The organism is Variovorax sp. FG153 (assembly GCF_057809595.1).
Window position 1 is genome coordinate 1 of the sequence record NZ_JBMDKG010000070.1, and the last position, 25,616, is coordinate 25,616.

At 70.0% G+C, this 25,616-nt stretch carries 24 protein-coding genes; 15 read left to right on the forward strand and 9 right to left on the reverse strand.

The window, feature by feature from the left end:
* Nucleotides 1-180 precede the first annotated feature (180 nt).
* Nucleotides 181-2,466, forward strand: a complete 2,286-nt coding sequence (locus ACODT0_RS39760; protein ID WP_261208634.1) for an acyl-CoA dehydrogenase — start codon at nucleotides 181-183, stop codon at nucleotides 2,464-2,466.
* Here ACODT0_RS39760 and ACODT0_RS39765 read toward each other — a convergent pair.
* Nucleotides 2,354-3,217, reverse strand: coding sequence for a helix-turn-helix domain-containing protein (locus tag ACODT0_RS39765; protein ID WP_261208632.1), 864 nt, complete (start codon nucleotides 3,215-3,217; stop codon nucleotides 2,354-2,356). The two genes, ACODT0_RS39760 and ACODT0_RS39765, sit on opposite strands and share 113 nt — an antisense overlap.
* A gap of 139 nt (nucleotides 3,218-3,356) precedes the next feature.
* Here ACODT0_RS39765 and ACODT0_RS39770 point away from each other — a divergent pair, with 139 nt between their 5' ends.
* From ACODT0_RS39770 to ACODT0_RS39820, 11 genes are all read left to right on the forward strand, one after another.
* Complete coding sequence (locus ACODT0_RS39770) at nucleotides 3,357-3,782, forward strand: hypothetical protein (RefSeq protein ID WP_057590684.1); 426 nt, start codon at nucleotides 3,357-3,359, stop codon at nucleotides 3,780-3,782.
* Between the two features lie 191 nt (nucleotides 3,783-3,973).
* On the forward strand, nucleotides 3,974-6,850 hold the full coding sequence (locus tag ACODT0_RS39775) for an aconitate hydratase (RefSeq protein ID WP_057590683.1): 2,877 nt from the start codon (nucleotides 3,974-3,976) through the stop codon (nucleotides 6,848-6,850).
* A 5-nt stretch (nucleotides 6,851-6,855) separates the two neighbouring features.
* Nucleotides 6,856-7,317, forward strand: coding sequence for a metallophosphoesterase family protein (locus tag ACODT0_RS39780; protein ID WP_296740332.1), 462 nt, complete (start codon nucleotides 6,856-6,858; stop codon nucleotides 7,315-7,317).
* Nucleotides 7,318-7,485: 168 nt separating this feature from the next.
* Nucleotides 7,486-8,319, forward strand: a complete 834-nt coding sequence (gene efeU / locus ACODT0_RS39785) for an iron uptake transporter permease EfeU (RefSeq protein WP_422097793.1) — start codon at nucleotides 7,486-7,488, stop codon at nucleotides 8,317-8,319.
* A gap of 9 nt (nucleotides 8,320-8,328) precedes the next feature.
* Nucleotides 8,329-9,519 carry an iron uptake system protein EfeO gene (efeO, locus tag ACODT0_RS39790; RefSeq protein ID WP_479671887.1) on the forward strand — a complete coding sequence of 397 codons (1,191 nt, stop codon included), beginning with the start codon at nucleotides 8,329-8,331 and terminating at the stop codon, nucleotides 9,517-9,519.
* A 22-nt stretch (nucleotides 9,520-9,541) separates the two neighbouring features.
* Entirely contained in the window at nucleotides 9,542-10,858 is a 1,317-nt protein-coding gene (gene efeB, locus ACODT0_RS39795) for an iron uptake transporter deferrochelatase/peroxidase subunit (protein WP_057590679.1), read from the forward strand.
* 56 nt (nucleotides 10,859-10,914) lie between these two features.
* Nucleotides 10,915-11,751 (forward strand): iron uptake system protein EfeO, encoded by an 837-nt coding sequence (efeO, locus tag ACODT0_RS39800; RefSeq protein WP_082321866.1) that lies wholly within the window; start codon nucleotides 10,915-10,917, stop codon nucleotides 11,749-11,751.
* Nucleotides 11,752-11,895: 144 nt separating this feature from the next.
* A complete protein-coding gene (locus ACODT0_RS39805; protein ID WP_261208616.1) occupies nucleotides 11,896-12,210 on the forward strand; it encodes a FeoA family protein in 315 nt (104 codons plus the stop codon).
* Complete coding sequence (gene feoB, locus ACODT0_RS39810; protein WP_489043825.1) at nucleotides 12,203-14,098, forward strand: ferrous iron transporter B; 1,896 nt, start codon at nucleotides 12,203-12,205, stop codon at nucleotides 14,096-14,098. The genes ACODT0_RS39805 and feoB overlap by 8 nt, the downstream gene beginning before the upstream one ends.
* 25 nt (nucleotides 14,099-14,123) lie before the next feature.
* Nucleotides 14,124-14,408: a DUF6587 family protein gene (locus ACODT0_RS39815; protein WP_296780230.1), complete on the forward strand. Its 285-nt coding sequence runs from the start codon at nucleotides 14,124-14,126 to the stop codon at nucleotides 14,406-14,408.
* A gap of 5 nt (nucleotides 14,409-14,413) precedes the next feature.
* Nucleotides 14,414-15,598, forward strand: a complete 1,185-nt coding sequence (locus ACODT0_RS39820) for an FAD-dependent monooxygenase (protein WP_489043826.1) — start codon at nucleotides 14,414-14,416, stop codon at nucleotides 15,596-15,598.
* An 11-nt stretch (nucleotides 15,599-15,609) separates the two neighbouring features.
* Here the strand turns inward: ACODT0_RS39820 and ACODT0_RS39825 are convergent, their stop codons facing one another.
* The 4 genes from ACODT0_RS39825 to kynB all read right to left on the reverse strand — a co-directional run bounded on the left by ACODT0_RS39825 (nucleotide 15,610) and on the right by kynB (nucleotide 19,720).
* Entirely contained in the window at nucleotides 15,610-16,860 is a 1,251-nt protein-coding gene (locus ACODT0_RS39825) for a hypothetical protein (protein WP_057590675.1), read from the reverse strand.
* An 82-nt stretch (nucleotides 16,861-16,942) separates the two neighbouring features.
* Nucleotides 16,943-17,791 (reverse strand): tryptophan 2,3-dioxygenase, encoded by an 849-nt coding sequence (gene kynA / locus ACODT0_RS39830; protein WP_057590674.1) that lies wholly within the window; start codon nucleotides 17,789-17,791, stop codon nucleotides 16,943-16,945.
* Nucleotides 17,788-19,068, reverse strand: a complete 1,281-nt coding sequence (kynU, locus tag ACODT0_RS39835) for a kynureninase (RefSeq protein WP_489043827.1) — start codon at nucleotides 19,066-19,068, stop codon at nucleotides 17,788-17,790. The genes kynA and kynU overlap by 4 nt, the downstream gene beginning before the upstream one ends.
* A gap of 13 nt (nucleotides 19,069-19,081) precedes the next feature.
* Nucleotides 19,082-19,720 (reverse strand): arylformamidase, encoded by a 639-nt coding sequence (kynB, locus tag ACODT0_RS39840; protein WP_489043828.1) that lies wholly within the window; start codon nucleotides 19,718-19,720, stop codon nucleotides 19,082-19,084.
* A gap of 211 nt (nucleotides 19,721-19,931) precedes the next feature.
* On the opposite strand from kynB, the gene ACODT0_RS39845 reads away from it, so the two are divergent.
* Nucleotides 19,932-20,408, forward strand: a complete 477-nt coding sequence (locus tag ACODT0_RS39845) for an Lrp/AsnC family transcriptional regulator (protein WP_057590671.1) — start codon at nucleotides 19,932-19,934, stop codon at nucleotides 20,406-20,408.
* A gap of 3 nt (nucleotides 20,409-20,411) precedes the next feature.
* On the opposite strand, the gene ACODT0_RS39850 is transcribed toward ACODT0_RS39845, so the two are convergent.
* Genes ACODT0_RS39850 through ACODT0_RS39860 form a run of 3 tightly spaced genes read right to left on the reverse strand, consistent with a single transcriptional unit; the run spans nucleotide 20,412 to nucleotide 22,907 of the window.
* Nucleotides 20,412-20,729, reverse strand: a complete 318-nt coding sequence (locus ACODT0_RS39850; RefSeq protein ID WP_057590670.1) for a YkgJ family cysteine cluster protein — start codon at nucleotides 20,727-20,729, stop codon at nucleotides 20,412-20,414.
* A gap of 37 nt (nucleotides 20,730-20,766) precedes the next feature.
* Complete coding sequence (argF, locus tag ACODT0_RS39855; protein ID WP_093348850.1) at nucleotides 20,767-21,702, reverse strand: ornithine carbamoyltransferase; 936 nt, start codon at nucleotides 21,700-21,702, stop codon at nucleotides 20,767-20,769.
* Nucleotides 21,699-22,907 (reverse strand): aspartate aminotransferase family protein, encoded by a 1,209-nt coding sequence (locus tag ACODT0_RS39860; protein ID WP_489043829.1) that lies wholly within the window; start codon nucleotides 22,905-22,907, stop codon nucleotides 21,699-21,701. The genes argF and ACODT0_RS39860 overlap by 4 nt, the downstream gene beginning before the upstream one ends.
* 170 nt (nucleotides 22,908-23,077) lie before the next feature.
* Here ACODT0_RS39860 and ACODT0_RS39865 point away from each other — a divergent pair, with 170 nt between their 5' ends.
* Complete coding sequence (locus ACODT0_RS39865) at nucleotides 23,078-23,443, forward strand: DUF3579 domain-containing protein (RefSeq protein ID WP_057590667.1); 366 nt, start codon at nucleotides 23,078-23,080, stop codon at nucleotides 23,441-23,443.
* A gap of 138 nt (nucleotides 23,444-23,581) precedes the next feature.
* Here ACODT0_RS39865 and rpsT read toward each other — a convergent pair whose 3' ends face one another.
* Nucleotides 23,582-23,896, reverse strand: a complete 315-nt coding sequence (gene rpsT / locus ACODT0_RS39870; RefSeq protein ID WP_057590666.1) for a 30S ribosomal protein S20 — start codon at nucleotides 23,894-23,896, stop codon at nucleotides 23,582-23,584.
* A 116-nt stretch (nucleotides 23,897-24,012) separates the two neighbouring features.
* Between rpsT and murJ the strand changes: the two genes are divergently transcribed.
* Entirely contained in the window at nucleotides 24,013-25,566 is a 1,554-nt protein-coding gene (murJ, locus tag ACODT0_RS39875) for a murein biosynthesis integral membrane protein MurJ (RefSeq protein WP_489043830.1), read from the forward strand.
* The last annotated feature ends 50 nt before the right edge of the window (nucleotides 25,567-25,616 follow it).

Below are 25,616 nucleotides of genomic sequence, written 5' to 3' on the forward strand. Positions count from 1 at the left end.
CCGGCGGCACCGGCCGGGCAGCAGGCGCCGAAGCGGCGCTGAGCCGCGCGGCGCCGCGCGCGCCGGCAATGCAAGCCCGTCTCCGACACGCGCGGTCGTCCTCGGCCGGCCGGCCCCGGGCCGCCCCGGTCGCACCATGGTAGAGCGCCGCGCGCCTGCCTCGCGGCGAAGGAGACACGCATGCCGCTGGCCTCGTTGATCGGCCGCTGGGCCATGAAGCCTTTCTCGAAGGCGTTGCCGCCGTTGGGCGACACCGAACGCGCCGCGCTCGAAGCGGGCACCGTCGGCTTCGAAGGCCAGCTGTTCGCCGGCCGCCCCGATTTCGATGCGCTCGCCGCCTTCGGGCCCAACCGCCTGACCGAGCGCGAACAGGCCTTCATCGACCGCGAGGTGCGCACGCTGTGCGCGATGCTCGACGACCATGCGATCGACGAAGCGAAGGACCTGCCGCCCGAGGTGTGGCGCTACCTGCGCGAGCAGCGCTTCTTCGGAATGATCATTCCCGAGGAGTTCGGCGGCCTGGGCTTCGGCCACCATGCGCATGCCACGGTGGTGGCGCGCATCGCCACCGTCAACGTCGCGACGGCGGTCACGGTGATGGTGCCCAACTCGCTCGGCCCGGCCGAGCTGCTGCTGCGCTACGGCACCGACGGCCAGAAGCAGCACTACCTGCCGCGCCTGGCCGATGGCCGCGAGCTGCCGTGCTTCGGCCTGACCTCGCCCTACGCGGGCTCCGATGCCGCCTCGATCCCCGACCGCGGCGTGCTGGTGGAGCGCGAGTTCGAGGGCCGGCCAACGCGCGGCTTCCTGGTCGATTTCGACAAGCGCTACATCACGCTGGCGCCCGTGGCCACCGTGGTCGGCCTGGCCTTCCACGCGGTCGACGAGAGCCGGCCCGAGGGCCAGCGCGACCTCGGCATCACCTGCGCGCTGATCCCGGTGCCGCACGCGGGCATGGAGATCGGCCGGCGCCATCGCCCGATGGACAGCGCCTTCATGAACGGCCCCATCCACGGCCACCAGGTCTTCGTGCCGATGGACTGGGTGATCGGCGGCGAGCCGCAGGTCGGCCAGGGCTGGCGCATGCTGATGGAGTGCCTGGCCGCGGGCCGCGCCATCTCGCTGCCCGCGCTCGGCTCGGCGATGCAGCAGACCGCGCTGTTCGTGAGCAACGGCTATGGCCGCATCCGCGAGCAGTTCGGCCTGCCGGTGGGCAAGTTCCACGCGGTGGCGGGGCTGGTGGCGCAGATGTCGGCCGAGCTCTATGCGAGCGACGCCGCGCGCCGCTTCACCGCCTGCGCGCTCGATGCCGGCGAGCGGCCCAGCGTGGCGAGCGCGATCCTCAAGGTGCAATTGACCGAGGCCGGCCGGCGCGCGGTCAATCACGGCATGGACATCCTCGGCGGCAAGGGCATCATCTCCGGTCCCTCGAACCTGCTGGGCGTGGCCTATAGGCAGGCGCCGATCGCGATCACGGTGGAGGGCGCCAACATCCTCACGCGCGCGCTGATCGTGTTCGGCCAGGGCGCGGTGCGCTGCCATCCGCACGTGCTCGACGAGATGGCCGCGGTGCAGGCCAACGACGAGAGCGCGCTCGGCAAGGCGCTGATGGCGCATGGCGGGCACGTGGCGCGCAACCTCTGGCACAGCCTGTTCGGCGCGCCGGTGCTGGGCCGCCCGCCCGAGGCGCTGGCGCCCGAGGCCCGGTTGATCGCGCGCATGAGCGCCAAGTACGCGCTCACCGCCGACCTGGCCATGGGCATGCTCGGCGGCAAGCTCAAGCGCATGGAGCTGCTGTCGGCGCGGCTCGGCGACGTGCTGGCCCACCTCTATCTCGCCAGCGCCTGCGTGTGGCGCTATGGCGTGGAGGCGGCGCCCGAGATGCTGCCCTTCGCCCAGGCCGCGATCCGCGTGCAGCTCGACCAGGCGGCGGCGATCCTGCACGACCTCTATGCCAACCTGCCCACGCCGGGCCGGCGCTTCATCGGCGCGCTGGTGCTGCGGCGCACCGCGCACCTGGCGCCGCTGCGCGACGTGCAGCTGCTGGCGCTGGCCGAGACGCTGCGCACCCGGCCCGGCGTGGTCGAGCGGCTGGTGCCCGATCTCAGCGAGCCCGCGGCCGGCGGCCTGCGCGACCTGATGAGCGCGCTGGAACTGGGCGACCGGCTCGGCGAGGAAACCGCGGCGCTCAACAAGGTGCTGCGGCGCACGAACTCGCTCGAGGCCGCGGCCCGCACGGCGGCCGATCCGGCGCTCGCGCTGGCCTATCTGCGCGCGGCCGACAAGGTGATCCAGGTCGACGACGTGCCGGGACCGAAGGCGCGCGACGAAGACAAGGCGGGGGAGGGCGCGCTCAGCCCGCCGCAGCCGCCTGCGCCTTCGCCTGCGCAGCCAGCGCCGTCAGGGCCGCCGCCGTCTGCGCATCGGCCGGAAAGAACGACTCCACCGCGAGTTCCTGCAACGTGATGTCGACCGGCGTGCCGAAGATGGTGGTGGTGCTGATGAAGCTCAGCACGCCGTTGGGCGTCACGAGCTGGAACGGCACCACCACGCCCGACAGCTCGCCACCCGCGGGCGGGGTGTCGTGGCCGACGTGGGGCACGGGGTAGGCCGCGAGTTCGTCGTGCAGCTCGACCAGCACGCGGTCGCCGGTGGCGGCGATCTGCTGCTGCAGCCGCTCGAGCAGGTGGGCGCGCCACTGCGCGAGGTTGGCGATGCGCGAGGCCAGCCCGTCGGGCCGCAGGCTCAGGCGCAGCACGTTGACCGGCGGCGTCACCAGCTCGGCCGACGCGCCTTCCATCAACAGCGGCACCAGTGCGTTGTAGGCCACCAGGTTCCAGTGGCGGTCCACCGCCAGCGCGGGGAAGGGTTCGTGGCCCTTGAGCACCAGGTCGACCGCGCGGCGCGCCGAAGCCATGGCCGGGTCGTCGAGCGAGCGCTGGCGGTACATGGGCGCGAAGCCCGCGGCCACCAATAGCGCGTTGCGCTCGCGCAGCGGCACCTCCAGCCGCTCGGCCAGCCGCAGCACCATCTCGCGGCTGGGCGCGGCGCGGCCGGTTTCCACGTAGCTCAGGTGCCGGGTCGAGACCTCGGCCTCCTGCGCCAGGTCGAGCTGGCTCAGGCGGCGGTGCGTGCGCCAGTGCCGCAGGTGCACGCCGAAGGGATCGCGCGCGCCCGGCTGGCCGGGCTTCGTGGGGTGGGGGCGGGGGGTGTTCATGGGGCCGCATTCTGGCGCGCGGGCCGCGCGTCGCCATGACCTGGCAGGTCATGGACGCTGTGCGCCGGTCCCGGAATCATCGACCCCAACGCAGCAGGACAGTCTTGCGGCGTACCACCCGAACCGAAGGAGAAACCTCATGACCGCACGTTCCACGCTCTTCGCCTCGCCGCGTTTCCTGCCCCGCGTGATGTGGGCCGACGCCGCCTCCTGCGCCGGCACCGGCGCGCTGCAGGTCGCTTTCACCGACACCCTGGCCCGCCTCACCGGCCTGCCGGCGGCGCTGCTGCTGGGCACCGGGGTGTTCCTGCTGGTCTATGCGGCGGCCGCCGCCTTCATGGCCAGCCGCGCCACCCCGCCGCGCACGCTGATCGGCGTGGTCATGCTCGGCAACCTGGGCTGGGCCGTGGGCTGCGCCGCCTTGCTGGCCGGCGGCCTGTTCCCGGTGACGGCCCTGGGCGTGGCCTGGGTGCTGGCGCAGGCGGTCTGCGTGCTGGTGCTGGCCGAGTTGCAATGGAGCGGACTGCGCGCGAGCCGGCCGGCGGCCCGGATGGCACTGGCCTGAACGCCTTCCGTCCGCATGCCGTCGAGGCGCCCGCGGGGCGCCTTTTTCATGGCCGCTCGAGAGGGCTTTTTGTCAATGGCGGCCATAGCCTTCGGTGGCCTTCCGAAGCGATGCCTGACTACAGCAATTGACATTCATCCCTGCTAACCTTTGAGGCGCTTCACGAACACATTCCCCAAGGAGTCCCACACATGGCCAAAGCACCGGCTCACGCCTTTGCGTCCACCCTCAAGACCTTCAAGACCGCATCGGGCAAGGCCGGCAAGTACTGGTCCCTCAAGGAACTGGCCAAGCAGCACCCGAGCGTCGAGCGGCTGCCGGTGTCGATCCGCATCGTGCTCGAGTCGGTGCTGCGCAACTGCGACGGCCAGAAGGTGTCGGCCAAGCATGTCGAGGAACTGGCCCACTGGGCGCCGAACGCCGAGCGCACCGACGAGATCCCCTTCGTCGTGACCCGCGTGGTGCTGCAGGACTTCACCGGCGTGCCGCTGCTGGCCGACCTGGCCGCCATGCGCAGCGTGGCCGCCAAGCTCGGCAAGTCGCCCAAGACCATCGAGCCGCTGGTGCCGGTCGATCTGGTGGTCGACCACTCGGTGATGGTCGACTACTACGGCACGCCCAAGGCGCTCGACCTCAACATGAAGCTCGAGTTCCAGCGCAACAACGAGCGCTACCAGTTCATGAAGTGGGGCATGCAGGCCTTCGACACCTTCCGTGTCGTGCCGCCCGGCTTCGGCATCGTGCACCAGGTCAACCTCGAGTACTTCGCGCGCGGCGTCTACTCGAACCCGAACGACAAGGGCGACGTCCCGGTCTACTACCCCGACTCGCTGGTCGGCACCGACAGCCACACGACCATGATCAACGGCGTGGGCGTGGTCGGCTGGGGCGTGGGCGGCATCGAGGCCGAGGCCGCGATGCTCGGCCAGCCGGTCTACATGCTCACGCCCGACGTGGTGGGCTTCGAGCTCACCGGCAAGCTGCGCGAGGGCGTGACCGCCACCGACCTGGTGCTCTACGTCACCTCGATCCTGCGCGCCGAGAAGGTGGTGGGCAAGTTCGTCGAGTTCTTCGGTCCGGGCGCCGCCTCGATCGCCGTGCCCGACCGCGCCACCATCGGCAACATGGCGCCCGAGTACGGCGCCACCATGGGCTTCTTCCCGGTCGACGAGATGACCGTCGCCTACTTCGAGGGCACGGGCCGCACCAAGGAGGAGGTCGAGCGCTTCGAGGCCTACTACAAGGCGCAGGGCCTGTTCGGCATGCCCAACCCCGGCGACATCGACTACACCAAGGTCGTGCGCCTCGACCTCGGCACCGTCTCGCCGAGCCTGGCGGGCCCGAAGCGGCCGCAGGACCGCATCGACCTGGGCCACCTGTCGACCAAGTTCTCGGAGCTCTACAGCAAGCCCAACGACGCCAACGGCTTCAACCAGCCGGCCGACAAGCTCAAGCTGCGCTATCCGCTCGCGCCGGCCGGTGCCGGCAACGACGAGGAAACCGCCGCGCCCGCCCCGGGCGCGCCGCGCGACCTGGTCGAGATGGTGGCCAACCGCACGACCAAGGCGGCCGCGCACGTGAGCGCCACCGCGCCGGCCGCGCCGTCCAAATCCAAGGGCGAGGTGACCATCGGCAACGGCGACGTGCTGATCGCCGCCATCACCTCGTGCACCAACACCTCGAACCCGAGCGTGATGCTGGCCGCGGGCCTGCTGGCCAAGAAGGCGGTGGAAGCCGGCCTCTCGGTCAAGCCGCACGTCAAGACCTCGCTGGCGCCCGGCTCGCGCATCGTGACCGAGTACCTCGAGAAGGCCGGCCTGCTGCCCTACCTCGAGAAGCTGGGCTTCTATCTCGCGGGCTACGGCTGCACCACCTGCATCGGCAACGCGGGCGACCTCACGCCCGAGATCAACGAGATCATCACGAAGAACGACCTGATCGGCGCGGCCGTGCTCTCGGGCAACCGCAACTTCGAGGCGCGCATCCATCCGAACCTCAAGGCCAACTTCCTGGCCTCGCCGCCGCTGGTGGTGGCCTTCGCGATCGCGGGCAACGTGATGGTCGACCTGATGACCCAGCCGGTGGGCAAGGGCAAGGGCGGCAAGGACGTCTACCTCGGCGACATCTGGCCCACGCCGAAGGAGATCGACGAGAACCTGCGCTATGCGATGAACGCCAAGTCGTTCCGTGCCAACTACGACAAGGTCAAGACCGACCCGGGCAAGTTCTGGAGCAGCATCAAGGGCACCACGGGCCAGGTCTACGACTGGCCCACCTCGACCTACATCGCCGAGCCGCCGTTCTTCGAGGGCTTCAAGATGAAGCCGCATGCCGCGGACGCGGGCTTCAAGGGCGCGCGCATCATGGCGCTGTTCGGCGACTCGATCACCACCGACCACATCTCGCCGGCCGGCTCGATCAAGGAAAGTTCGCCCGCGGGCATCTGGCTCAAGGCGCACGGCGTGCCCAAGGCCGACTTCAACAGCTACGGCTCGCGCCGCGGCAACCACGACGTGATGATGCGCGGCACCTTCGCCAACGTGCGCATCAAGAACCTGATGATCCCGCCGGACGCCAACGGTACGCAGGAAGAGGGCGGCGTCACGCTGTTCCAGCCCGGCAACGAGAAGATGTTCATCTACGACGCGGCCATGAAGTACATCGCCCAGGGCACGCCCACGGTGGTGTTCGGCGGCGAGGAGTACGGCACCGGCTCGTCGCGCGACTGGGCCGCCAAGGGCACGCAGCTCTTGGGCATCAAGGCTGTGGTGGCACGCAGCTTCGAGCGCATCCACCGTGCCAACCTGGTCGGCATGGGCGTGCTGCCGCTGCAATTCCGCGGCGCCGATTCCTGGCAGACGCTGGGCCTCACGGGCGACGAGCAGATCGACGTGGTGATCGGCGGCGAGCTCAAGCCGCAGATGGACGTGAAGCTGGTCGTGCACCGCCCCGACGGCACGCACCAGGAGGTGACGGTGCGCCTGCGCATCGACACGCCGATCGAGGTCGACTACTACAAGCACGGCGGCATCCTGCCCTTCGTGCTGCGGCAGCTGCTGGCCGCCTGATTTCGGTGACGCGCGTCGGACTGATCTCCGACACCCACGGCCTGCTGCGCCCGCAGGCCGTGGCGGCCCTGCAGGGCTGCGACTTCATCGTGCATGGCGGCGACATCGGCAGTCCCGCCATCCTCGAGGCCCTGCGCGCGATCGCGCCGCTGACCGTGGTGCGCGGCAACAACGACCGCGAGGCCTGGGCCGAGGGCATTGCCGAGACCGAACGCGTGGCCTTCGGTGGCGTGCATCTCTATGCCATTCACGATCTCGCGCAGCTCGCCATCGACCCGGCCGCGGCCGGCGTGCGCGTGGTGGTCTCGGGCCATTCGCACAAGCCCAGGATCGAGGAACGCGGCGGCGTGCTCTACGTGAACCCGGGCAGCGCGGGGCCGCGGCGCTTCAGCCTGCCGATCGCGGTCGCCGAGCTGCGCATCGAGGGCGGCGCGGTCGATGCGCGCATCCTCGAACTGCCGGTCTGACCCGTCCTGTCACAGAGCTTTCATTACCATCCGGTAAGAAAAGCCCATCGGATGAGAATGGTTCTTGTTTGATGGGTTATCCTCGTCCGCTCCTCCGTGGAGTCGACATGCAGCGCCGCTGATCGCGCCGGTTCCGGAGGGCTCCTCTCGCCCTGATTTCCGAAGCCGATGCTCATCCCCTTTCTCATCATGCTGCGCGAAGGCATCGAAGCCGCGCTGATCGTCGGCATCGTCGCCAGTTACCTCAAGCAGAGCGGGCGCGGCGCGCTGATGCCCGCGGTGTGGGTCGGCGTGCTGCTGGCCACCGCGCTGTCGCTGTTCGCGGGCGCCGGGCTGCAACTGCTCGCGGCCGAGTTCCCGCAGAAGCAGCAGGAGCTGTTCGAGGGCGTGGTCGGGCTGATCGCGGTGGTGATGCTCACTTCGATGGTGTTCTGGATGCGCAAGGCCGCGCGCTCGATCAAGGGCGAGCTGCAGGCCTCGATCGACCAGGCGCTCGCCAAGGGCTCGGACGGCCAGGGCTGGGCGCTGATCGGCATGGTGTTCCTCGCGGTCGCGCGCGAAGGCCTGGAGTCGGTGTTCTTCCTGCTCGCGATCTTCCAGCAGAGCAGCGGCTGGGAAGCGCCCGTGGGCGCGCTCGCCGGCATCGCGGTGTCGGTGGTGGTCGGCTACGGCCTCTATTCGGGCGGCGTGCGGCTCGACCTGCGGCGCTTCTTCCGCTTCACCGGCCTGTTCATCCTGCTGGTGGCCGCGGGCCTGCTGGCCGGCGTGCTGCGCAAGCTGCACGAGGGCGGCGTCTGGAACCACCTGCAGACGGTGGTCTTCGACATGAGCGAGGCCCTGCCGATGGACAGCCCGCTGGGCGCCGTGCTGTCGGGCCTGCTCGGCTACCAGGCCGCGCCCGTGGTGGGCGAGGTCGTCGTCTACCTGGCCTTCCTGGCCGTCGCCCTGTTCTTCTTCCTGCGTCCGGCCGCGCCGGCGCCACGCGCGGCCGCGGCCCGCTGAAACCCCTCGATGTCCTCTTCCTCTCCCGAATCCAAGGCACCTTCTTCCCACCTGATGCGCGTGGCGGTCGCCGCGTCGGCCTTGCTGGCGCTCGCCGGCCTCGCGGCCTTCTGGTATGCCTCCAACCACGCGCGCCAGGCGCCGCCGAAGGCCGCCGACAACGCGGTCACCGTCACGATCCGCGGCAATGTCTGCGAGCCCAACGAGATCACGGTGCCGGCCGGGCGCACCACCTTCACCATCGTCAACCAGTCGAACCGCGCGCTCGAGTGGGAGATCCTCGACGGCGTGATGGTGGTGGAGGAACGCGAGAACATCGCGCCGGGCTTCTCGCAGACCATGACGGTGAAGCTGCAGCCCGGCGATTTCGCGATCACCTGCGGCCTCCTGAGCAACCCGCGCGGCAAGCTGCGCGTGACACCCTCGGCCGCCTCCGAGGCCGAGGCGGCGCGGCCTTCGCTGGTCAACTACGTGGGCGCGCTGGCCGAGTACCAGACCTTCCTGCGCCTGGAGGCCGGCTCGCTCGAGGACGCGGTGCGCGCGCTGGCCGACGCGGTCCAGGCCGGCGACCTGCGGCAGGCGAGGGCGCTCTATGCGCCCGCCCACCAGGCCTACAAGCGCATCGAGCCGATGGCCGAGCTGTTCGCCGACCTCGACACGCGCATCAACGCGCGCGCCGACTACTTCGAGAAGCGCGAGGCCGATGCCGGCTTCACGGGCTTCCACCGCATCGAGTACGCGCTGTATGGCCAGAACGACCTGAAGCCGCTCGCGCCCGTGGTGGCGCAGCTGATCGCCGACATCGGCGTGCTCAAGGAGCGGCTGCGCGGCCTGAACATGCCGCCCGAGCGGCTCGCGAGCTCGGCCTCGAAGCTGCTGCGCCGCGTGGCCGACAACCTGCCCGCGGGCGGCGAGGACCACTACGGCCATGCCGAACTCGCGAACCTGCAGGGCAGCTACGAAGGCACGAAGAAGATCGCCGACCTGCTGCAGCCGCTGCTGGTGAAGGCCGCGCCCGCGCTGCAGAAGAGCCTGGACGAACGCTTCGCCGCCTTCGACGCCGCGCTCGCGCCGTACCGCGAAGGCGAGGGCTTCAAGCCCGCGCCGCTCGACGAGGCGCAGCGCAAGGCCCTGGCCGAACCCGTGCGCGCGCTGGCCGAGGAACTGGCCAAGGTGAATGCCGCGCTCGGTCTGGAATGAGGCTGCTGCCGACCGACCTCTCATGACCACGAAGAACGAATCCCTCCCCACCGACGGACCACCCGCCTCCCCGCACCGCCGCCGCATGCTCGGCGCGGCCGGGGCCGCCTTCGCCGGATTGGCCGCGGCCGCGCATGCCGCCGCGCCTTCGGGTCCGCCCAGCGCGCCCGACGCCGGCGCCCAGGTCACCGACGCGCCGCAGAGCACCCACACGCAGGACCGCGTGCCCTTTCGCGGCAAGCACCAGGCCGGCATCGTCACGCCGCGGCCGACGGCCGGCATGATCGCCTCGTTCTACGTGCTGGCCGAGAACCGCGCCGACCTCGAGCGCCTGTTCCGCACCCTGACCGAGCGCATCGCCTTCCTCACGCAGGGCGGCCCGCAGACCGATCCCGATCCCAAGCTGCCGCCCGCGGGCTCGGGCATCCTCGGGCCGGTGGTGCAGCCCGACGGGCTCACCGTCACCGTCTCGGTCGGCACCTCGCTGTTCGACGAACGCTTCGGCCTCGCGTCGAAGAAGCCCAGGCGGCTGAACCAGATGCAGCGCCATCCGAACGACGCGCTCGATGCTGCGCTCTGCCATGGCGACCTGTCGATCCAGTTCTGCGCCAACACGCCCGACACCAACATCCACGCGCTGCGCGACATCATCAAGAACACGCCCGACCTGCTGGTGCTGCACTGGAAGCAGGAGGGCACCGTGCCGCCGATCCCGGCCGTGCCCGGCAAGCCGGCCGAGAGCGCGCGCAACTTCCTCGGTTTTCGCGATGGCTCGGCCAATCCCGATTCGGCCGACGACACGCTGATGGACCGCATCGTCTGGGTGCCGGCCGGCGGCGACGAGCCGGCCTGGGCCGTGGGCGGCAGCTACCAGGCGGTGCGCATCATCCGCAACTTCGTCGAGCGCTGGGACCGCACGCCGCTGCAGGAGCAGGAGGCCATCATGGGCCGGCTCAAGCCCACGGGCGCGCCGATGGATGGCGGCAGGACCGAGCACGACGTGCCCGACTACGCGAAGGACCCCGAGGGCAAGACCACGCCGCTCGACGCGCACATCCGGCTGGCCAATCCGCGCACCAGGGCGTCCGACAAGAACCTCATGCTGCGGCGGCCCTTCAACTATTCGAACGGCGTCACCAAGTCGGGCCAGCTCGAGATGGGCCTCTTGTTCATCTGCTACCAGGCCAACCTCGAGGACGGCTTCATCGCGGTGCAGACGCGCCTCGACGGCGAGCCGCTCGAGGAATACATCAAGCCCATCGGCGGCGGCTTCTTCTTCACGCTGCCGGGCGTGCGCGACGAGGCCGACTGGCTCGGGCGCAGCCTGATGGCGGCCTGAGCGCGCCGCGCGCCCCCAAAAAGTTTTTTCACCACCGTCAGAACCCAAGGAGATCCATGACCGTGCAGTTCCGCCGTCGCTTCCTCGCCACCTTCCTCGCAGGCATCGCCGGCCTCTACGCCGCCGGCGCGCAGGCCGCCGTGTCGCCGCTCGAGCTGGTCGGCCCGATCTCCGACTACAAGATCTACGTGGCCGAGAACGTGCGCAAGCTGGCCGCGGACACCCGTGCCTTCACCGCCGCGGTGAAGGCCGGCGACATCGAGAAGGCGAAGAAGCTGTACGCGCCGACGCGCACGAGCTACGAGCGCATCGAGCCGGTGGCCGAGCTGTTCAACGACCTCGACAAGTCCATCGACTCGCGCGCCGACGACCACGAGAAGGCCGAGAAGGACCCGGCCTTCGGCGGCTTCCACCGCATCGAGTACGGCCTGTGGGTGCAGAAGAGCACGAAGGAACTGAACCCCGTGGCCGACAAGCTGCTGGCCGACGTGCTCGAGCTGCAGAAGCGCCTGGGCGCGCTGACCTTCCCGCCCGAGAAGGTGGTGGGCGGCGCCGCCGTGCTGATGGAGGAGGTCGCGGCCACCAAGATCTCGGGCGAGGAGAACCGCTACAGCCACACCGACCTGTGGGACTTCCAGTCGAACTTCGAGGGCGCCTTCAAGATCGTCGAGCTGCTGCGTCCGCTGGTGGCGAAGGAGAACAAGGCCTTCTCGGACAAGGCCGACGCCAACTTCAAGGTGGTGTTCGACACGCTCGCGAAGTACCGCACGCCCGACGGCGGCTTCGAGACCTATTCGAAGCTCAGCGAGCGCGACCGCAAGCTGCTGGCCGGCCGGGTCAACACGCTGGCCGAGGACCTGTCGAAGCTGCGCGGCATGCTCGGCCTGAACTGACCCGGTTCCGCCGGGGTCGAAACGGCCCGGCGCCCGGCGCGGTCGGCGCGTTTGTGGGGTCTTGGTCAGGTTTACGCGATTGAGAATTGATAGCATCCTGGTTTTGCTAACTGGCGCTCCCGGGGTTCCGAGCGCACTCCCACCGTGCAAACCAACAACACTGCGGCTACGCAGGCCTCCGCAGGCCTGCGCCTCGACCAGCTTCCCGATCATCAGTGGGCCACCGTGCTCGACGTCGCCCGCCCCGACGGCGCGGAGGACCGCGAGCTGGTGCTGCGCCTGACCGAGATCGGCTTCGTGCCGGGCGAGTCGGTGCGCATCGTCGCCAGCGGCATGCCGGGCCGCGAGCCGATCGCGGTGCGGCTGGGCCACACCACCTTCGCGCTGCGCCGCCACGAGGCCGCGCTGATCCACGTGGCGCCGGGCGCCGAGGTGGCCGGAGGTGCGCGCCATGGTTGAAGCCGTGAGCCAGGGCCCGGGCGGTTTCGCCGCCACCGGCCAGCCCAACCGCATCGCGCTGCTGGGCAATCCCAACTGCGGCAAGACCGCGCTGTTCAACCTGCTGACCGGCAGCCGCCAGAAGGTCGCCAACTACGCGGGCGTGACCGTCGAGCGCAAGGAAGGCAGCCTGCGCACGCCCGCGGGCCGCCGCGTGTTCGTGCTCGACCTGCCCGGTGCCTACAGCCTCAACGCGCTGTCGGCCGACGAGGCCGTCACGCGCGACGTCGTCACCGGCCAGAGCCAGGAAGCGCTGCCCGACCTGCTGGTCTGCGTCACCGACGCCACCAACCTGCGCCTGAACCTGCGCCTGGTGCTCGACGCCAAGAAGCTCGGCCTGCCGATGGTGGTCGCGCTCAACATGACCGACATGGCGCGCAAGCAGGGCATCGCGGTCGACACGGCCGTGCTGTCGCGCGAACTCGGCCTGCCGGTGATCGAGACCGTCGGCGTGCAGTCCGGTGGCGCGAAGGCGTTGCTGGCCGTGCTCGACACCCCGGTGGCCGCGGCCACGCCGCAGCCCTGGCAGGCGCCCGGCCTCGACGACGTGCTCGCCACCCAGCGCGAGGTGCGCCGCATCCTCGGCCTGGCGGTGAAGGAGCCCGCGAGCAGCCTGGTCACCAGCGACCGCATCGACCGCATCGTGATGCATCCGGTCTGGGGCATGCTGGTGCTCGCGGTCACCATGTTCCTGATGTTCCAGGCCGTGTTCAGCTGGGCCAACGTGCCGATGGACGCCATCAAGGCAGCCACCGAAGGCCTGGGCGAGCTGCTCAAGGCCCACATGCCCGAGGGCATGCTGCAGAGCCTGCTGGTCGACGGCGTGATCGCGGGCGTGGGCGGCGTGATCGTCTTCCTGCCGCAGATCCTGATCCTGTTCCTGTTCATCCTGGCGCTCGAGGATTCCGGCTACCTGCCGCGCGCGGCCTTCCTGCTCGACCGCGTGATGGGCACCGTGGGGCTGTCGGGCCGCTCGTTCATTCCGCTGCTGTCGAGCTTCGCCTGCGCCATCCCGGGCGTGATGGCCACGCGCACCATCAGCAACTGGCGCGATCGCATCACCACCATCATGATCGCGCCGCTGATGACCTGCTCGGCGCGGCTGCCGGTCTATGCGCTGCTGATCGCGGCCTTCATCCCGGCGCGCACCGTGGGCGGCGTGTTCAACCTGCAGGGCGTGGTGCTGTTCGCGCTCTACGTCTTCGGCATCGTCTCGGCGATGCTGGTGGCCTGGGTGATGAAGCGCTTCCGCGACAACACCCAGCGCTCGTCGCTGATGATGGAACTGCCGGCCTATCGCTGGCCCAATCCGCGCAACCTGCTGCTGGGCCTGTACGAGCGCGCATGGATCTTCATCCAGCGCGTGGGCACGATCATCCTCACGCTGACCATCCTGCTGTGGTTCCTCTCGACCTTCCCGTCGCCGCCCGAGGGCGCGACCGGACCGGCGATCCAGTACAGCCTGGCCGGCATGATCGGCCGCGGCCTCGAGCACATCTTCGCGCCCATCGGCTTCAACTGGCAGATCTCGATCGCGCTGGTGCCGGGCATGGCCGCGCGCGAAGTCGCGGTGGGCGCGCTGGGCACGGTCTATGCCCTCTCGGCCACCGGCGACGACGTGGCCGGCGCGCTCGAGCCGCTGATCGCCGGCAGCTGGTCGCTCGCGACCGCGCTGTCGCTGCTGGTCTGGTACGTGTTCGCGCCGCAATGCATCTCGACCCTGGCCACGGTCAAGCGCGAGACGGGGCAATGGAAGTACGTGTGGATCATGGCGGGCTACCTGTTCGCGCTGGCCTACATCGCGTGCTTCATCACCTACCACGTTGCGGTGGCTCTCGGGGCGGGGTAAAACCGCCTCTGAAAGGCTAGCTTCCATGGCACAAGAACTGATCGTCGGATTGATCGTCGCGAGCGCCGCGTTCTACGCGGTCTGGCGCTGGATGCCCGCGGGCTGGCGTCGCAGCGCCGCGCGCAAGGTCGCCACCGGCACGCAGCGCGCCGGCCTCGTCGATGCCGAGCGCGCCGAGCAACTGGCGGCCTCGCTCGCCAAGACCTCGGGCTGCGGCTCGTGCGACAGCTGCAACAGCTGCGGTCCCAAATCCCCCCAGAACCCGGCTACCCCGGCTTCCTCCTCCGCCTCTTCGTCCTCCGCGCGCTGAGGCCGATGCCCGCGCACATCCTCGTCGCCGGCGGCGGCATCGGGGGGCTGGCCACCGCATTGGCGCTGGCCGGCGGTGGCCATCGCGTCGACGTGTTCGAGCAGGCCGCCGCCTTCGGCGACATCGGCGCCGGCGTGCAGCTCGGCCCCAACGTCACGCGGCGCCTGTCGCAGCTCGGCCTCGAAAACTCCCTCGCCCGGGTCGCGGCGCAACCCGAAGCACTGGTGGTGCGCAGCGCCGGCAGCGGCGCCGAGATCGGCCGGCTCGCGCTCGGCGCCGCCATGCGCCAGCGCTACGGCGCCCCCTACCTCTGCATCCATCGCGCCGACCTGCATGGGCTGCTGCTCGAGGCCGTGCGCGCGCGCGGCACCGGCGCGCTCGTGACCGGCGCGCAGATCGAGCGCGTGGAGCTCAGCGACGAGCTCGTGTGCGTCTCGAGCAGCGACGCGCGTGCCTGGGAGGGCGAGGCGGTGGTCGGTGCCGACGGCCTCTGGAGCGTGGTGCGGCGACGCCTGGACGCGGCCTCGGCCGGCCAGCCGCCGCGCATCACCGGCCACACCGCGTGGCGCGCGCTCGCGCGGCAGGACGCGCTGCCGCCCGCGCTGCGCCGCGGCGGGGTCGAGGTGTGGCTCGGGCCGCAGCTGCATGCGGTGGCCTATCCGGTGCGTGCCGGCGAGTGGCTCAACGTGGTGGTCATCGCCGAATCGGCGCCGGCCGGCAATGCGCACGATTGGGACCAGGCCAGCAGCCTCGCGGCGCTGCAGGCCGCCGCGGGCCGCACGGGTGCCTCGTTGCAGGCCTTGCTCGAAGCCATGCCGGGCTGGCGCGCCTGGAGCCTCAGCGATCGCCCGCCGCTGGTCTCGGCCGCCGAGATGGCGCACGAGCGGCTGGCGCTGGTCGGGGATGCCGCGCATCCGATGGTGCCGTACCTCGCGCAGGGCGCTGGCATGGCGATCGAGGATGCGGTGGCGTTGTCGGAGGCCCTGGGCGAGGGCGGCAGCGACGCCGTGCCCGCGGCCTTCGCGCGCTACGCGGCCGCGCGCTGGCAGCGCAATGCACAGGTGCAGGCGAAGGCGCGGCGCAACGGCCAGATCTTCCATGCCAGCGGGCCGGTGCGGCTGGGCCGCGACCTCGCGATGCGCGCGCTCGGCGAGCGGCTGCTCGACCAGCCCTGGCTGTACGGCGGCTAGAACCGCGGCGGCTAGAGCCTGAACGACTGCAGGTGCTCGATGCGCTCGGCCAGCCCCTCGGGCCCGAGGTAGTGCCCCATCGAGCCGCTGCGCACCTGCATCAGCGTGCCCTCGAGCTCGGCCAGCAGCGCATCGCGGTCGACGATGAAGGCGGCCGGCACGTCGATGCCCGCGCGCGCGCAGGCCTCGGCGATCAGCCGCGCGCTCGCGGGCGCGCCGCAGGCCACGCAGGCGACCACTGCCGTCATGTTGGGCTCCGCGCCGTTGGCCAGCAGCGCGGTCGTGAGCTCGGGCGAGATCTGCCCGTCGATGTTCGCGAGCACCTCGGCCGAGACCGGTGCCCCCGCGCGCACCAGCGCCGCCGCGGCCGCATAGGCGCTGCGACTCACCGCCATGTCGGTGGCCAGCGCGCTGCCCTGCAGCGGTCCTTCGAAGCGCACGCCCGCGGCCGCGAGCTCGACCACCAGCGCCGCGTCGTCGACCGCAATCGCATGGCGCAGCGCCGTGCGCGCCACCGCGGGCTGGCGGCGCAGGCTGCCCTCGGCCAGCGGCGTGCGCCAGTCGACCACGGCGCGGCAGTAGAAGGTGACCAGCTTGTCCATCAGGTCGATGTCCAGCCCGTGGGCCTGGTGGCGATCGTCGACGTAGGCCAGCAGCGCGTGGCCCGAGTAGCAGTCGCCGGTGGGCGCGAGCGGGTCCTCGTCGAGGTGCAGCGCGGCGAAGGCGCCGAACAGGTCGCTCGCGACCACGCTCAGGCCGTCCTCGTGCAGCGCATGGGTCCAGGCCGGCGGCAGGCCCTGCTTCCAGGCCACGACCTGCCCGTGCTCCGCGCCCGGCTCGACCACCGTGTAGATGCGGTCGCAGTACTCGAAGCCGCCGAAGGGCAGGTGCGCGAGCTTGCCGCGCCAGCGCAGGCCATGGGTCTGCGCGCCTTCCTCGGCCAGTTCCTGCTCGTGCTCGATCCAGCCCTGCAGGTCGCGGTAGCCGTCGCTGCCGTCCCAGAACAGCTCCGACCAGCTGATGTTCTCGATGTTGCCGTTCATCTCGAGCGCGAGGTCGTAGTCGAGGCGCCCGCCGGCCGTGAGCCGCCACAGCGCGAGCAGCGGTTCGGGCAGCGGGCCCGCGCACATCGCCTGGATCGCCGAGATGCGGTGCGCCGGCATCGGCGGCTGCGCCTCGAAGATCACCCGCTCCGCGAACAGCACCACGCCGTGTTCGCGCAGGGTGTCGAGCTCATCGGCCGAAAACTGGATGTCGTTCATGGCGGCGCCTCCGTGGTTCCCAAAAATGTAGCGTGCTGGGCGGGAGCGGCAAGGGGTGGCACCCGGGGGTGCCGCCGAGAATCTACAGGTCGGTGCGCAGCTTCCAGATCTCGGGGAACAGCACCACGTCGAGCATCTTGCGCAGGTAGCTCACGCCGCCGGTACCGCCGGTGCCGCGCTTGAAACCGATCACGCGTTCGACGGTGGTGACATGGCGGAAGCGCCAGAGCCGGAAGGCATCCTCGATGTCGGTGAGCTTCTCGCCGAGCTGGTAGAGGTCCCAGTGCCGGTGCGGCTCGCGGTAGACCTGCAGCCAGGCCGCCTCGACGCCGTCGCTGGCCTCGTAGGGCTGGGTCCAGTCGCGCTCGAGGCGGTCGGCGGGCACCGGCAGGCCATGGCGCGCGAGCAGGCGCAGCGACTCGTCGTAGAGCGAGGGCGAGCGCCAGGCGGCTTCGACCTGGGCCAGCAGGTCGGGGCGGTGCGCATGCGGCTTGAGCATGGCGGGGTTCTTGTTGCCGAGCGCGAACTCGATGCAGCGGTACTGCGCGCTCTGGAAGCCGCTCGAGCTCGCGAGATAGGGGCGCATCGCGGTGTACTCGGGCGGGGTCATGGTCGACAGCACGGTCCAGGCGCCGACCAGCTGTTCCATGATGCGGCTCACGCGCGCCAGCATCTTGAAGGCATCGGGCAACTGCTCGCTCGCGATGCAGGCGGTGGCGGCGCGCAGCTCGTGCAGCATCAGCTTCATCCAGAGCTCGCTGGTCTGGTGCTGCACGATGAACAGCATCTCGTCGTGCGCGGGCGAGAGCGGATGCTGGGCGTTGAGGATCTCGTCGAGGTGCAGGTAGTCGCCGTAGCTCATCGACGCGCTGAAATCCAGCTGCGCCTTCTCTTCGTGGACGATCTCTTCGGGGCGCTTCTCGGTGCTCATGTCACTGCGTTCTTGCGGTTGAATTCGGGGCGCCGCCACTCGCCGGTCTCGAGCACCTGCACCAGCTGTTCGACGGAATTCCAGACGTCCTCGAAGCCGAGGTACAGCGGCGTGAAGCCGAAGCGCAGGATGTCGGGCATCTGCGCGTCGCCAGCGCGGAAGTCGCCGATCACGTTGCGCGCGATCAGCGCCTGCACGATGGCATAGGCACCTTCGTCGCGGCTCAGGCACACCTGCGAGCCGCGGCGCGCATGCTCGCGCGGCGTGACCAGCGACAGGCCGTGGCCCGCGCAGCGCTCCTCGACCAGCGCGATGAACAGGTCGGTGAGCGCGAGCGACTTGGCGCGCAGCGCGCCCATGCCGCCGCGTTCGCCGTCGAAGGGCTCGGCCGCGAGCACGGTGTCGAGGCCGCATTCGAGCGCCGACAGCGAGACGATCGGCTGCGTGCCGCAGAGGTAGCGCGCCACGCCCGGCGCGGGCCGGTAGTGCGGCGTGAACTCGAACGGCGCCGCATGGCCCCACCAGCCCGACAGCGGCTGCTCGAAGCGATCGGCATGGCGCGCGTGCACCCACGCGAAGGCCGGCGCGCCGGGTCCGCCGTTGAGGTACTTGTAGCCGCAGCCGATGGCGTAGTCGGCCTCGGCCTCGTTGAGCGCCACCGGCACCGCGCCCGCGCTGTGGGCCAGGTCCCAGACCGCGAGCGCGCCGGCCTCGTGCGCGGCGGCGGTGATGGCCTTCATGTCGTGCATGGCGCCGGTGCGGTAGTTGACGTGCGTGAGCATCAGCACCGCGACCTCGTCGGTCAGCGCGCCGGGCAGCTCGTCGGCCTCGATCAGCTTGAGCGTGAAGCCGCGCTCGCGGCACAGCGACTCGGCGATGTAGAGGTCGGTCGGGAAGTTGCTGCGCTCGCTCACCACCAGCTTGCGGCCGCTGTCCTTCTGCTGCGAGAGCGCGGCGAACAGCACCTTGTAGAGGTTGACCGAGGTGCTGTCGGTGCACACGACTTCGCCGGGCGCGGCGCCGACCAGGCGCGCGACCTTGTCGCCCAGGCGCTGCGGCAGGTCGAACCAGCTCGCGGTGTTCCAGGAGCGGATCAGGCCTTCGCCCCATTCCCTGGCCACCACTTCGGCGATGCGCGCGGGCGCGGCCTTGGGCAGCACGCCGAGCGAGTTGCCGTCGAGGTAGATCACGCCGTCGGGCAGCGTGAACTGGTCGCGCAGGGCGCGCAGCGGGTCTTGCGCGTCGAGCGCGCGGCAGTCTTCGAGGGTGGTCGTCATGGGTCTTGGCGGATCAGAGTTCGCGCAGCACGGCGCGAACGGGGGAGGCATCGGCGCTCACCAGCCTGAGCGGCAGCGCGATGAGTTCGTAGTCGCCCTCGGGCACCTCGTCGAGCACGAGGTTCTCGAGCACGCGCAGGCCGCGGCGGCGGATCGCCTGGTGGCTGTCGAGCGTCTTGCTGTCGGCCGGGTCGATGCTCGCGGTGTCGATGCCGATGAGCTTCACGCCCATGGCCGCGAGGCGCTCGACCGTGGACGGCGCATAGGCGGCGAGCTGGCCGTCCCAGCGATCGACCGGCATGGCGGCATAGGTGCGCACCAGCACGCGCGGCGGCAGCTGGCTCGTGACCGCATGGGCGATGTGCGCCCATTCGACCAGCGGGCCGCGGCCGATGGCGTGGATCACGCGGCAGGGGCCGATGAAGGCGTCGAGCGAGACGTCGCCGATGGTGGCGCCCTTGGGGTCGTAGTGCAGCGGCGCATCGGCGTGCGAGCCCACGTGCGGCGACATCGTGATCGCGCTCACGTTGACCGGGCAGCCCGGCCCGATGGTGGCGCACCACTGTTGCGTATAGGGCGTGTCGCCCGGAAACACCGGGCTGCCCGCGTGCACGGGGGCGGAGATGTCCCAGAGTCGTCGTGGTGCGGTCATGGTGGCTGAATCGGTGTCACGAAGGGTGGGGTTCGGGTGGCAACAATGCCGGTGGGCCGAGGCAGCCAGTGTGGGCCGGATGCCGGCTTGCCACAAGCCGTTGCGCGGAGCCGGATGCTATTCGCAAGAGCTGCTTGAAGTCGAGAAGTTATCCATAGGTTCGAATGAAATTGGATAATCCATTCTCAAACGACCGAATCTGGAAAAAATCATGCAAGCCGACCTCGATCGCACCGACCTCCAGCTGCTGCGCGCGCTGCAGGACAACGCCCGCCTGACCTCGGGCGAGCTCGCGCAGATGGCGCACCTGTCGCAGTCGCCGTGCTGGCGGCGCGTGAAGAAGCTCGAGGACGACGGCGTGATCGGCGGCTACCACGCGGGCCTGAACCGGCGCGCGCTGGGCTTCGGCGTGATGGCCTTCGTGATGGTGGGCATCGACCACCAGACCGAGATCTCGTCGCGCGCCTTCGAGGACGCGGTCTGCGCCATCCCGGAGGTCGTGATGTTCCACGGCATCTCGGGGCCCGAGGACTTCATGCTGGTGGTGGTGGCGAAGGACCTCGACGCCTATTCGGAGCTGCTGCAGCGCAAGCTGCACCGCCTGCCGGGCGTGCGCCACGTGCAGACCTATTTCTCGCTGCAGGAATTCAAGGGCCGCGTGGGCGGCCTGCCGGTGCCGGCGGCCTGACGCTCAGTGCAGGGTGTCGGGCAGCGCGCCGAGCCCGTGGCGCAGCCGCGCGCGCTGGCAGGCGTCGCTGCCGGCCTGCAGCTCGTGGCAGGGATTGGGCCGCCACTCGTAGATGCCGCAGGCCACCGACTGGCCGATCCTGCCGGTGAGCGCCGCGCAGCGCGCGGGCGTGTGGTCGGTGCCGCGCATGCGGCACAGCGTGTCGTTGACCTCGACGGCCAGGCCCGAGGGCACCCTGCCACCGTTGTCGTCGAGCTCGTGCACGCTGAAGTCGACGCGGTAGCTGGCGCAGCAGGCGCCGCATTGCTGGCAGGCGTTCATGGCGGGCCGATGCTGCCGAAGCGGAAGAAGAGGGCGCTCAGAGCCTGCCGAGCAGCAGGAACTCCATCAGCGCCTTCTGCGCATGCAGGCGGTTCTCGGCCTCGTCCCAGACCACCGACTGCGGGCCGTCGATGACCTCGGCCTGCACTTCCTCGCCGCGGTGCGCGGGCAGGCAGTGCATGAACAGCGCGTCGGGCTGGGCCACGCGCATCATCTCCTCGTCCACGCACCAGTCGGCGAAGGCCTTGCGGCGCGCCTCGTTCTCGGCCTCGTAGCCCATGCTGGTCCAGACGTCGGTGGTCACCAGGTCGGCGCCGCGGCAGGCTTCCATCGGGTCCTTGTAGACCTTGTAGCTGTCGCCCGAGCGGATGCCGGCGATCGACTGGTCGACCTCGTAGCCGCTGGGCGTGCTCACGTGCACGGTGAAGCCGAGGATCTCGGCCGCCTGCAGCCAGGTGTTGGCCATGTTGTTGCCGTCGCCCACCCAGGCCACCGTCTTGCCCTGGATCGAGCCGCGGTGCTCGATGTAGGTGAAGATGTCCGCGAGGATCTGGCAGGGATGGAACTCGTTGGTCAGGCCGTTGATGACCGGCACGCGCGAATGCGCGGCGAAGGCATCGATCTTGGTCTGCTCGTAGGTGCGGATCATCACCAGGTCGACCATGCGGCTGATGACCTTGGCGCTGTCCTCGATCGGCTCGGCGCGGCCGAGCTGGCTGTCGCCCGTGGTCAGGTGCACCACGCTGCCGCCGAGCTGGTACATGCCGGCCTCGAAGCTCACGCGGGTGCGCGTGCTGGCCTTCTCGAAGATCATGGCCAGCGTGCGGTCGGTCAGCGGCTGGTGCTTCTCGTAGGTCTTGAACTTCTTCTTGATGACCGCCATGCGGTCGAACAGGTAGGCGTACTCGTCGGCCGAGAAGTCCGAGAACTGCAGGTAGTGGCGGATGGCTGGCGTCGCGCTGGCACTCGTCATTTGGGGGCGGGCTCCGAGAGGAAGGTCTTCACGATCGGCGCGAGGATGGCGACGATCTCGTCGGCCTCGGCGATGCTCAGGATCAGCGGCGGCACCAGGCGGATCACGCTGTCGGCGGTCACGCTCAGCAGCAGGCCGGCGTCGCAGGCGCGGTTGAGGATCGCGCCGCAGGGACGGTCGAGCTCGATGCCCAGCATCAGGCCCTGGCCGCGCACTTCCTTCACGCCGGGCAGGCCGCCCAGTTCGCGCTCGAGCGCGGCCTTCAGGTGGGCGCCGACGTTGGCGGCGTTCTCGAGCAGCTTCTGCTCTTCCATGATGCGGATGGTCTCGATGCCGGCGCGCATGGCGAGCGGGTTGCCGCCGAAGGTGGTGCCGTGATTGCCGGGGCCGAAGATGTTGGCGGCCTTGGGGCCGGCCACCACGGCGCCGATCGGCACGCCCGAGCCCAGGCCCTTGGCCAGCGGCATGACGTCCGGCTTGATGCCGGCCCACTGGTGGGCGAACCACTTGCCGGTGCGGCCCATGCCGCACTGCACCTCGTCGATCATCATCAGCCAGTCGCGCTCGTCGCACAGCGCGCGCACCTGCTTCAGGTACTCGATGCGCATCGGGTGGATGCCGCCTTCGCCCTGGATGGTCTCGAAGAACACGGCGACCACGTTGGGGTTGCCCTCGGTGGCCTTCTTCAGGGCCTCGATGTCGTTGAGCGGCACGCGGATGAAGCCCTCGACCAGCGGGCCGAAGCCCTTCTGCACCTTGGGATTGCCGGTGGCCGACAGGGTGGCGATGCTGCGGCCGTGGAAGGCGGCTTCATAGACCACGATCTCGGGGCGCTCGATGCCCTTGTCGTGGCCGAACTTGCGCGCCAGCTTGAGGGCGGCTTCGTTGGCTTCGAGGCCGGTGCAGCAGAAGAAGGCGTTGGTCAGGCCCGAGATCTCGGTCAGCTTGGCGGCGAGCTTCTCCTGGCCGGGCACGTGGTAGTAGTTGGAGCTGTGGATCAGCTTGCTGACCTGGTCCTGCAGCGCGGGCACCAGCTCGGGATGGTTGTGGCCCAGTGTGTTGACGGCGATGCCGCCGAGGCCGTCGAGGTAGGCGCGGCCGTTCGTGTCCCAGACTCGGCAACCCTGACCGTGCGACAGCGCGATCGGAAGGCGGCCGTAGGTGTTCATGACGTGGGGCGAGGTGGGCTCGACGGTAGCGCTCATTCGGTTCTCCTGTAAGGGAAGGCGGATTCTAGGCGGCGAGTTTGACGCTGGCGTTGAGGATTCCGCATCACAGCAATGCCCTGCGCCCGGTGGGAAGGGGGAGGGCGCGGATAGAATCCTTGTTGCACCGCAACAGCTCGCTACGGCGTGCGGTCGCCTCTTCCCAAACGATGATTTCCCCCACCGCCACCGAGATCTTCATCCAAGGCATCACGCACGACGGCCGCACCTTTCGCCCGAGCGACTGGGCCGAGCGGCTGGCCGGCGTGATGTGTTCCTTCCGGCCCGGCGGGGCCTATCCGGGCAGCCACCTGAGCTATTCGCCGTGGTGCGTGCCGACCACCATCAATGGCGTGAAGTGCGTGGTGGTGAACAGCGCGCTGCGCGAGGCCGAACCCATGGCCTGGGACTTCTGCGTGAACTTCGCGCGCGACAACGACCTGCAGGTGGCCGAGGCCTGCCTGGTGCCCGATCCGGACCACCAGCACAAGGATGGGCTCCAGCGGACCCCGCCGACGCCGGTCAAGAAGCCCTGAGCGGTCGACCGCTTTTCCTTTTTCGACAAACCGTTCGCCCATGAAAAAACCGCCCGAAGGCGGTTTTTCACTTTGCTGCAGCGCACCCCGATCAAACGGCGGACCGGCGCGAACCGATCCGGGCTTGCCTGACAGGTGTCAGGCGGCGGCCTTTTCAGGCGCGAGGGCCAGGGCCTTGACCTTGGCCGACAGGCGGCTCTTGTCGCGAGCGGCCTTGTTCTTGTGGAAGATGCCCTTGTCGGCGACCGTGTCGACGATGCTCTGGGCCTTGGCGAACAGCTCGGTCGCCTTGGTCTTGTCGCCGGCCAGGACGGCCTTTTCGACGTTCTTGACGGCGGTGCGGTACTTCGAGCGCAGCGAGGTGTTCGCTGCGTTCAGCTTGGTGTCCTGGCGGACGCGCTTGCGGCCCGACGCCAGGCGCGGGTTCTTCTTCTTGGGCTTGGTAGATGCCATGGTAGTGTTCTCTCAGTGTCTGAGGATGATGCAGCAAAGCCCTCCATTATAGGCCGGGCGGCAAAATCTGGCCAGAACTGCCATTTCACGGGCTTTGCGGGGCCTACACTCCCCCCGTGTCGCTGCTCAAATCCGCCTCCACCGTCTCCCTGCTGACCCTCGCCTCGCGCATCACCGGCCTCGTGCGCGACGTGCTGTTCGCCTCGGTGTTCGGCGTCAGCGCGCTGACCGACGCCTTCAACGTCGCCTTCCGCATTCCGAACCTGTTTCGCCGGGTTTTCGGCGAGGGCGCGTTCAGCCAGGCCTTCGTGCCGGTGCTGGCGGCTACCCGCACCGAGCGGGGCGATGCCGGCGCCAAGGAACTGGTCGACCATGTCGCCACGCTGCTGACCTGGATGCTGGTGCTGGTGTGCGTGGCCGGCGTGGTCGGCGCGCCGTGGCTGGTCTGGGCCATGGCCAGCGGTCTCGCGGGCTTCGACGCCGCGGTCGTCATGACGCGCTGGATGTTCCCCTACATCGGCTTCATGTCGCTGGTGGCGCTGGCGGGCGGCATCCTCAATACGTGGCGCAGGTTCGCGGTGCCGGCGGCCTCGCCGGTGCTGCTCAACATCGCGCTGATCCTCTCGATCCTGCTCGGCGCGCCGCTGTTCCGGCGCTGGGGCATCGAGCCGATCTATGCCCAGTGCGTGGGCGTGATGGTGGGCGGCGTGCTGCAGCTCGGGCTGCAGTTGCCCGCGCTGCGCAAGCTGGGGCTGCTGCCGCGCATCGGCGCGAGCTTCAAGGCGCTGCGCACCGCCTGGGCCGACCCCGACACGCGCAAGATCGCGCGCCTCATGCTGCCCGCGCTGCTCGGCGTGAGCGTGGCGCAGATCTCGCTGCTGATCAACACGCAGATCGCCTCGCACCTGGCCACCGGCAGCGTGACCTGGGTCACCAATGCCGACCGGCTGATGGAGTTCCCCACCGCCATGCTGGGCGTGGCGCTGGGCGTGGTGCTGATGCCGCAGCTGGCCGGCGCGCGCGCGGCCAAGGACGATGCGCGCTATTCGTCGCTGCTCGACTGGGGTCTGCGCCTGGTGCTGCTGCTCGCGGCGCCGTGCGCGGTGGCGCTGCTGCTGTTCTCGCAGCCGCTGGTGGCGGTGCTGTTCCACAACGGTGCCTATGGCGGCGAGGACGTGCGCCGCACCACCGTCGCGCTGATGGGCTACGGCGTCGGCCTGGTCGGCATCGTGGCCATCAAGGTGCTCGCGCCCGGCTACTACGCCAAGCACGACACGCGCACGCCGATGCTGATCGCGGTCGGCGTGCTGATCCTGACCCAGGTGCTCAACCTGTTCCTGGTGCCGGTGCTGCAGCATGCGGCGCTGACCCTGACCATCGGCATCGGCGCGCTGGTCAACGCGAGCTGGCTGCTGGCGGGCCTGATCCGCCGCGGCAGCTACAAGCCCGAGCCCGGCTGGGGCCGCTTCGCGCTGCAGGTGCTCGCGGGCTCGCTGGTGCTGGCCGCGCTGCTGGCCTGGGCCTCGGGGCATTTCGACTGGATCGGCCTGCGCGAGCAGCGCTTCTGGCGCATCGGCCTGCTCGCGATGCTGGTGACCGGCGCCGCGCTGCTCTATTTCGCGGTGCTGGCCGCCGCCGGGGTACGGCTGCGCAGCTTCATGCGCCGCTGAGCCTCCGACGATCGGCACTGCCGGATGCCTTGGCAATCCGCATGTCCCCC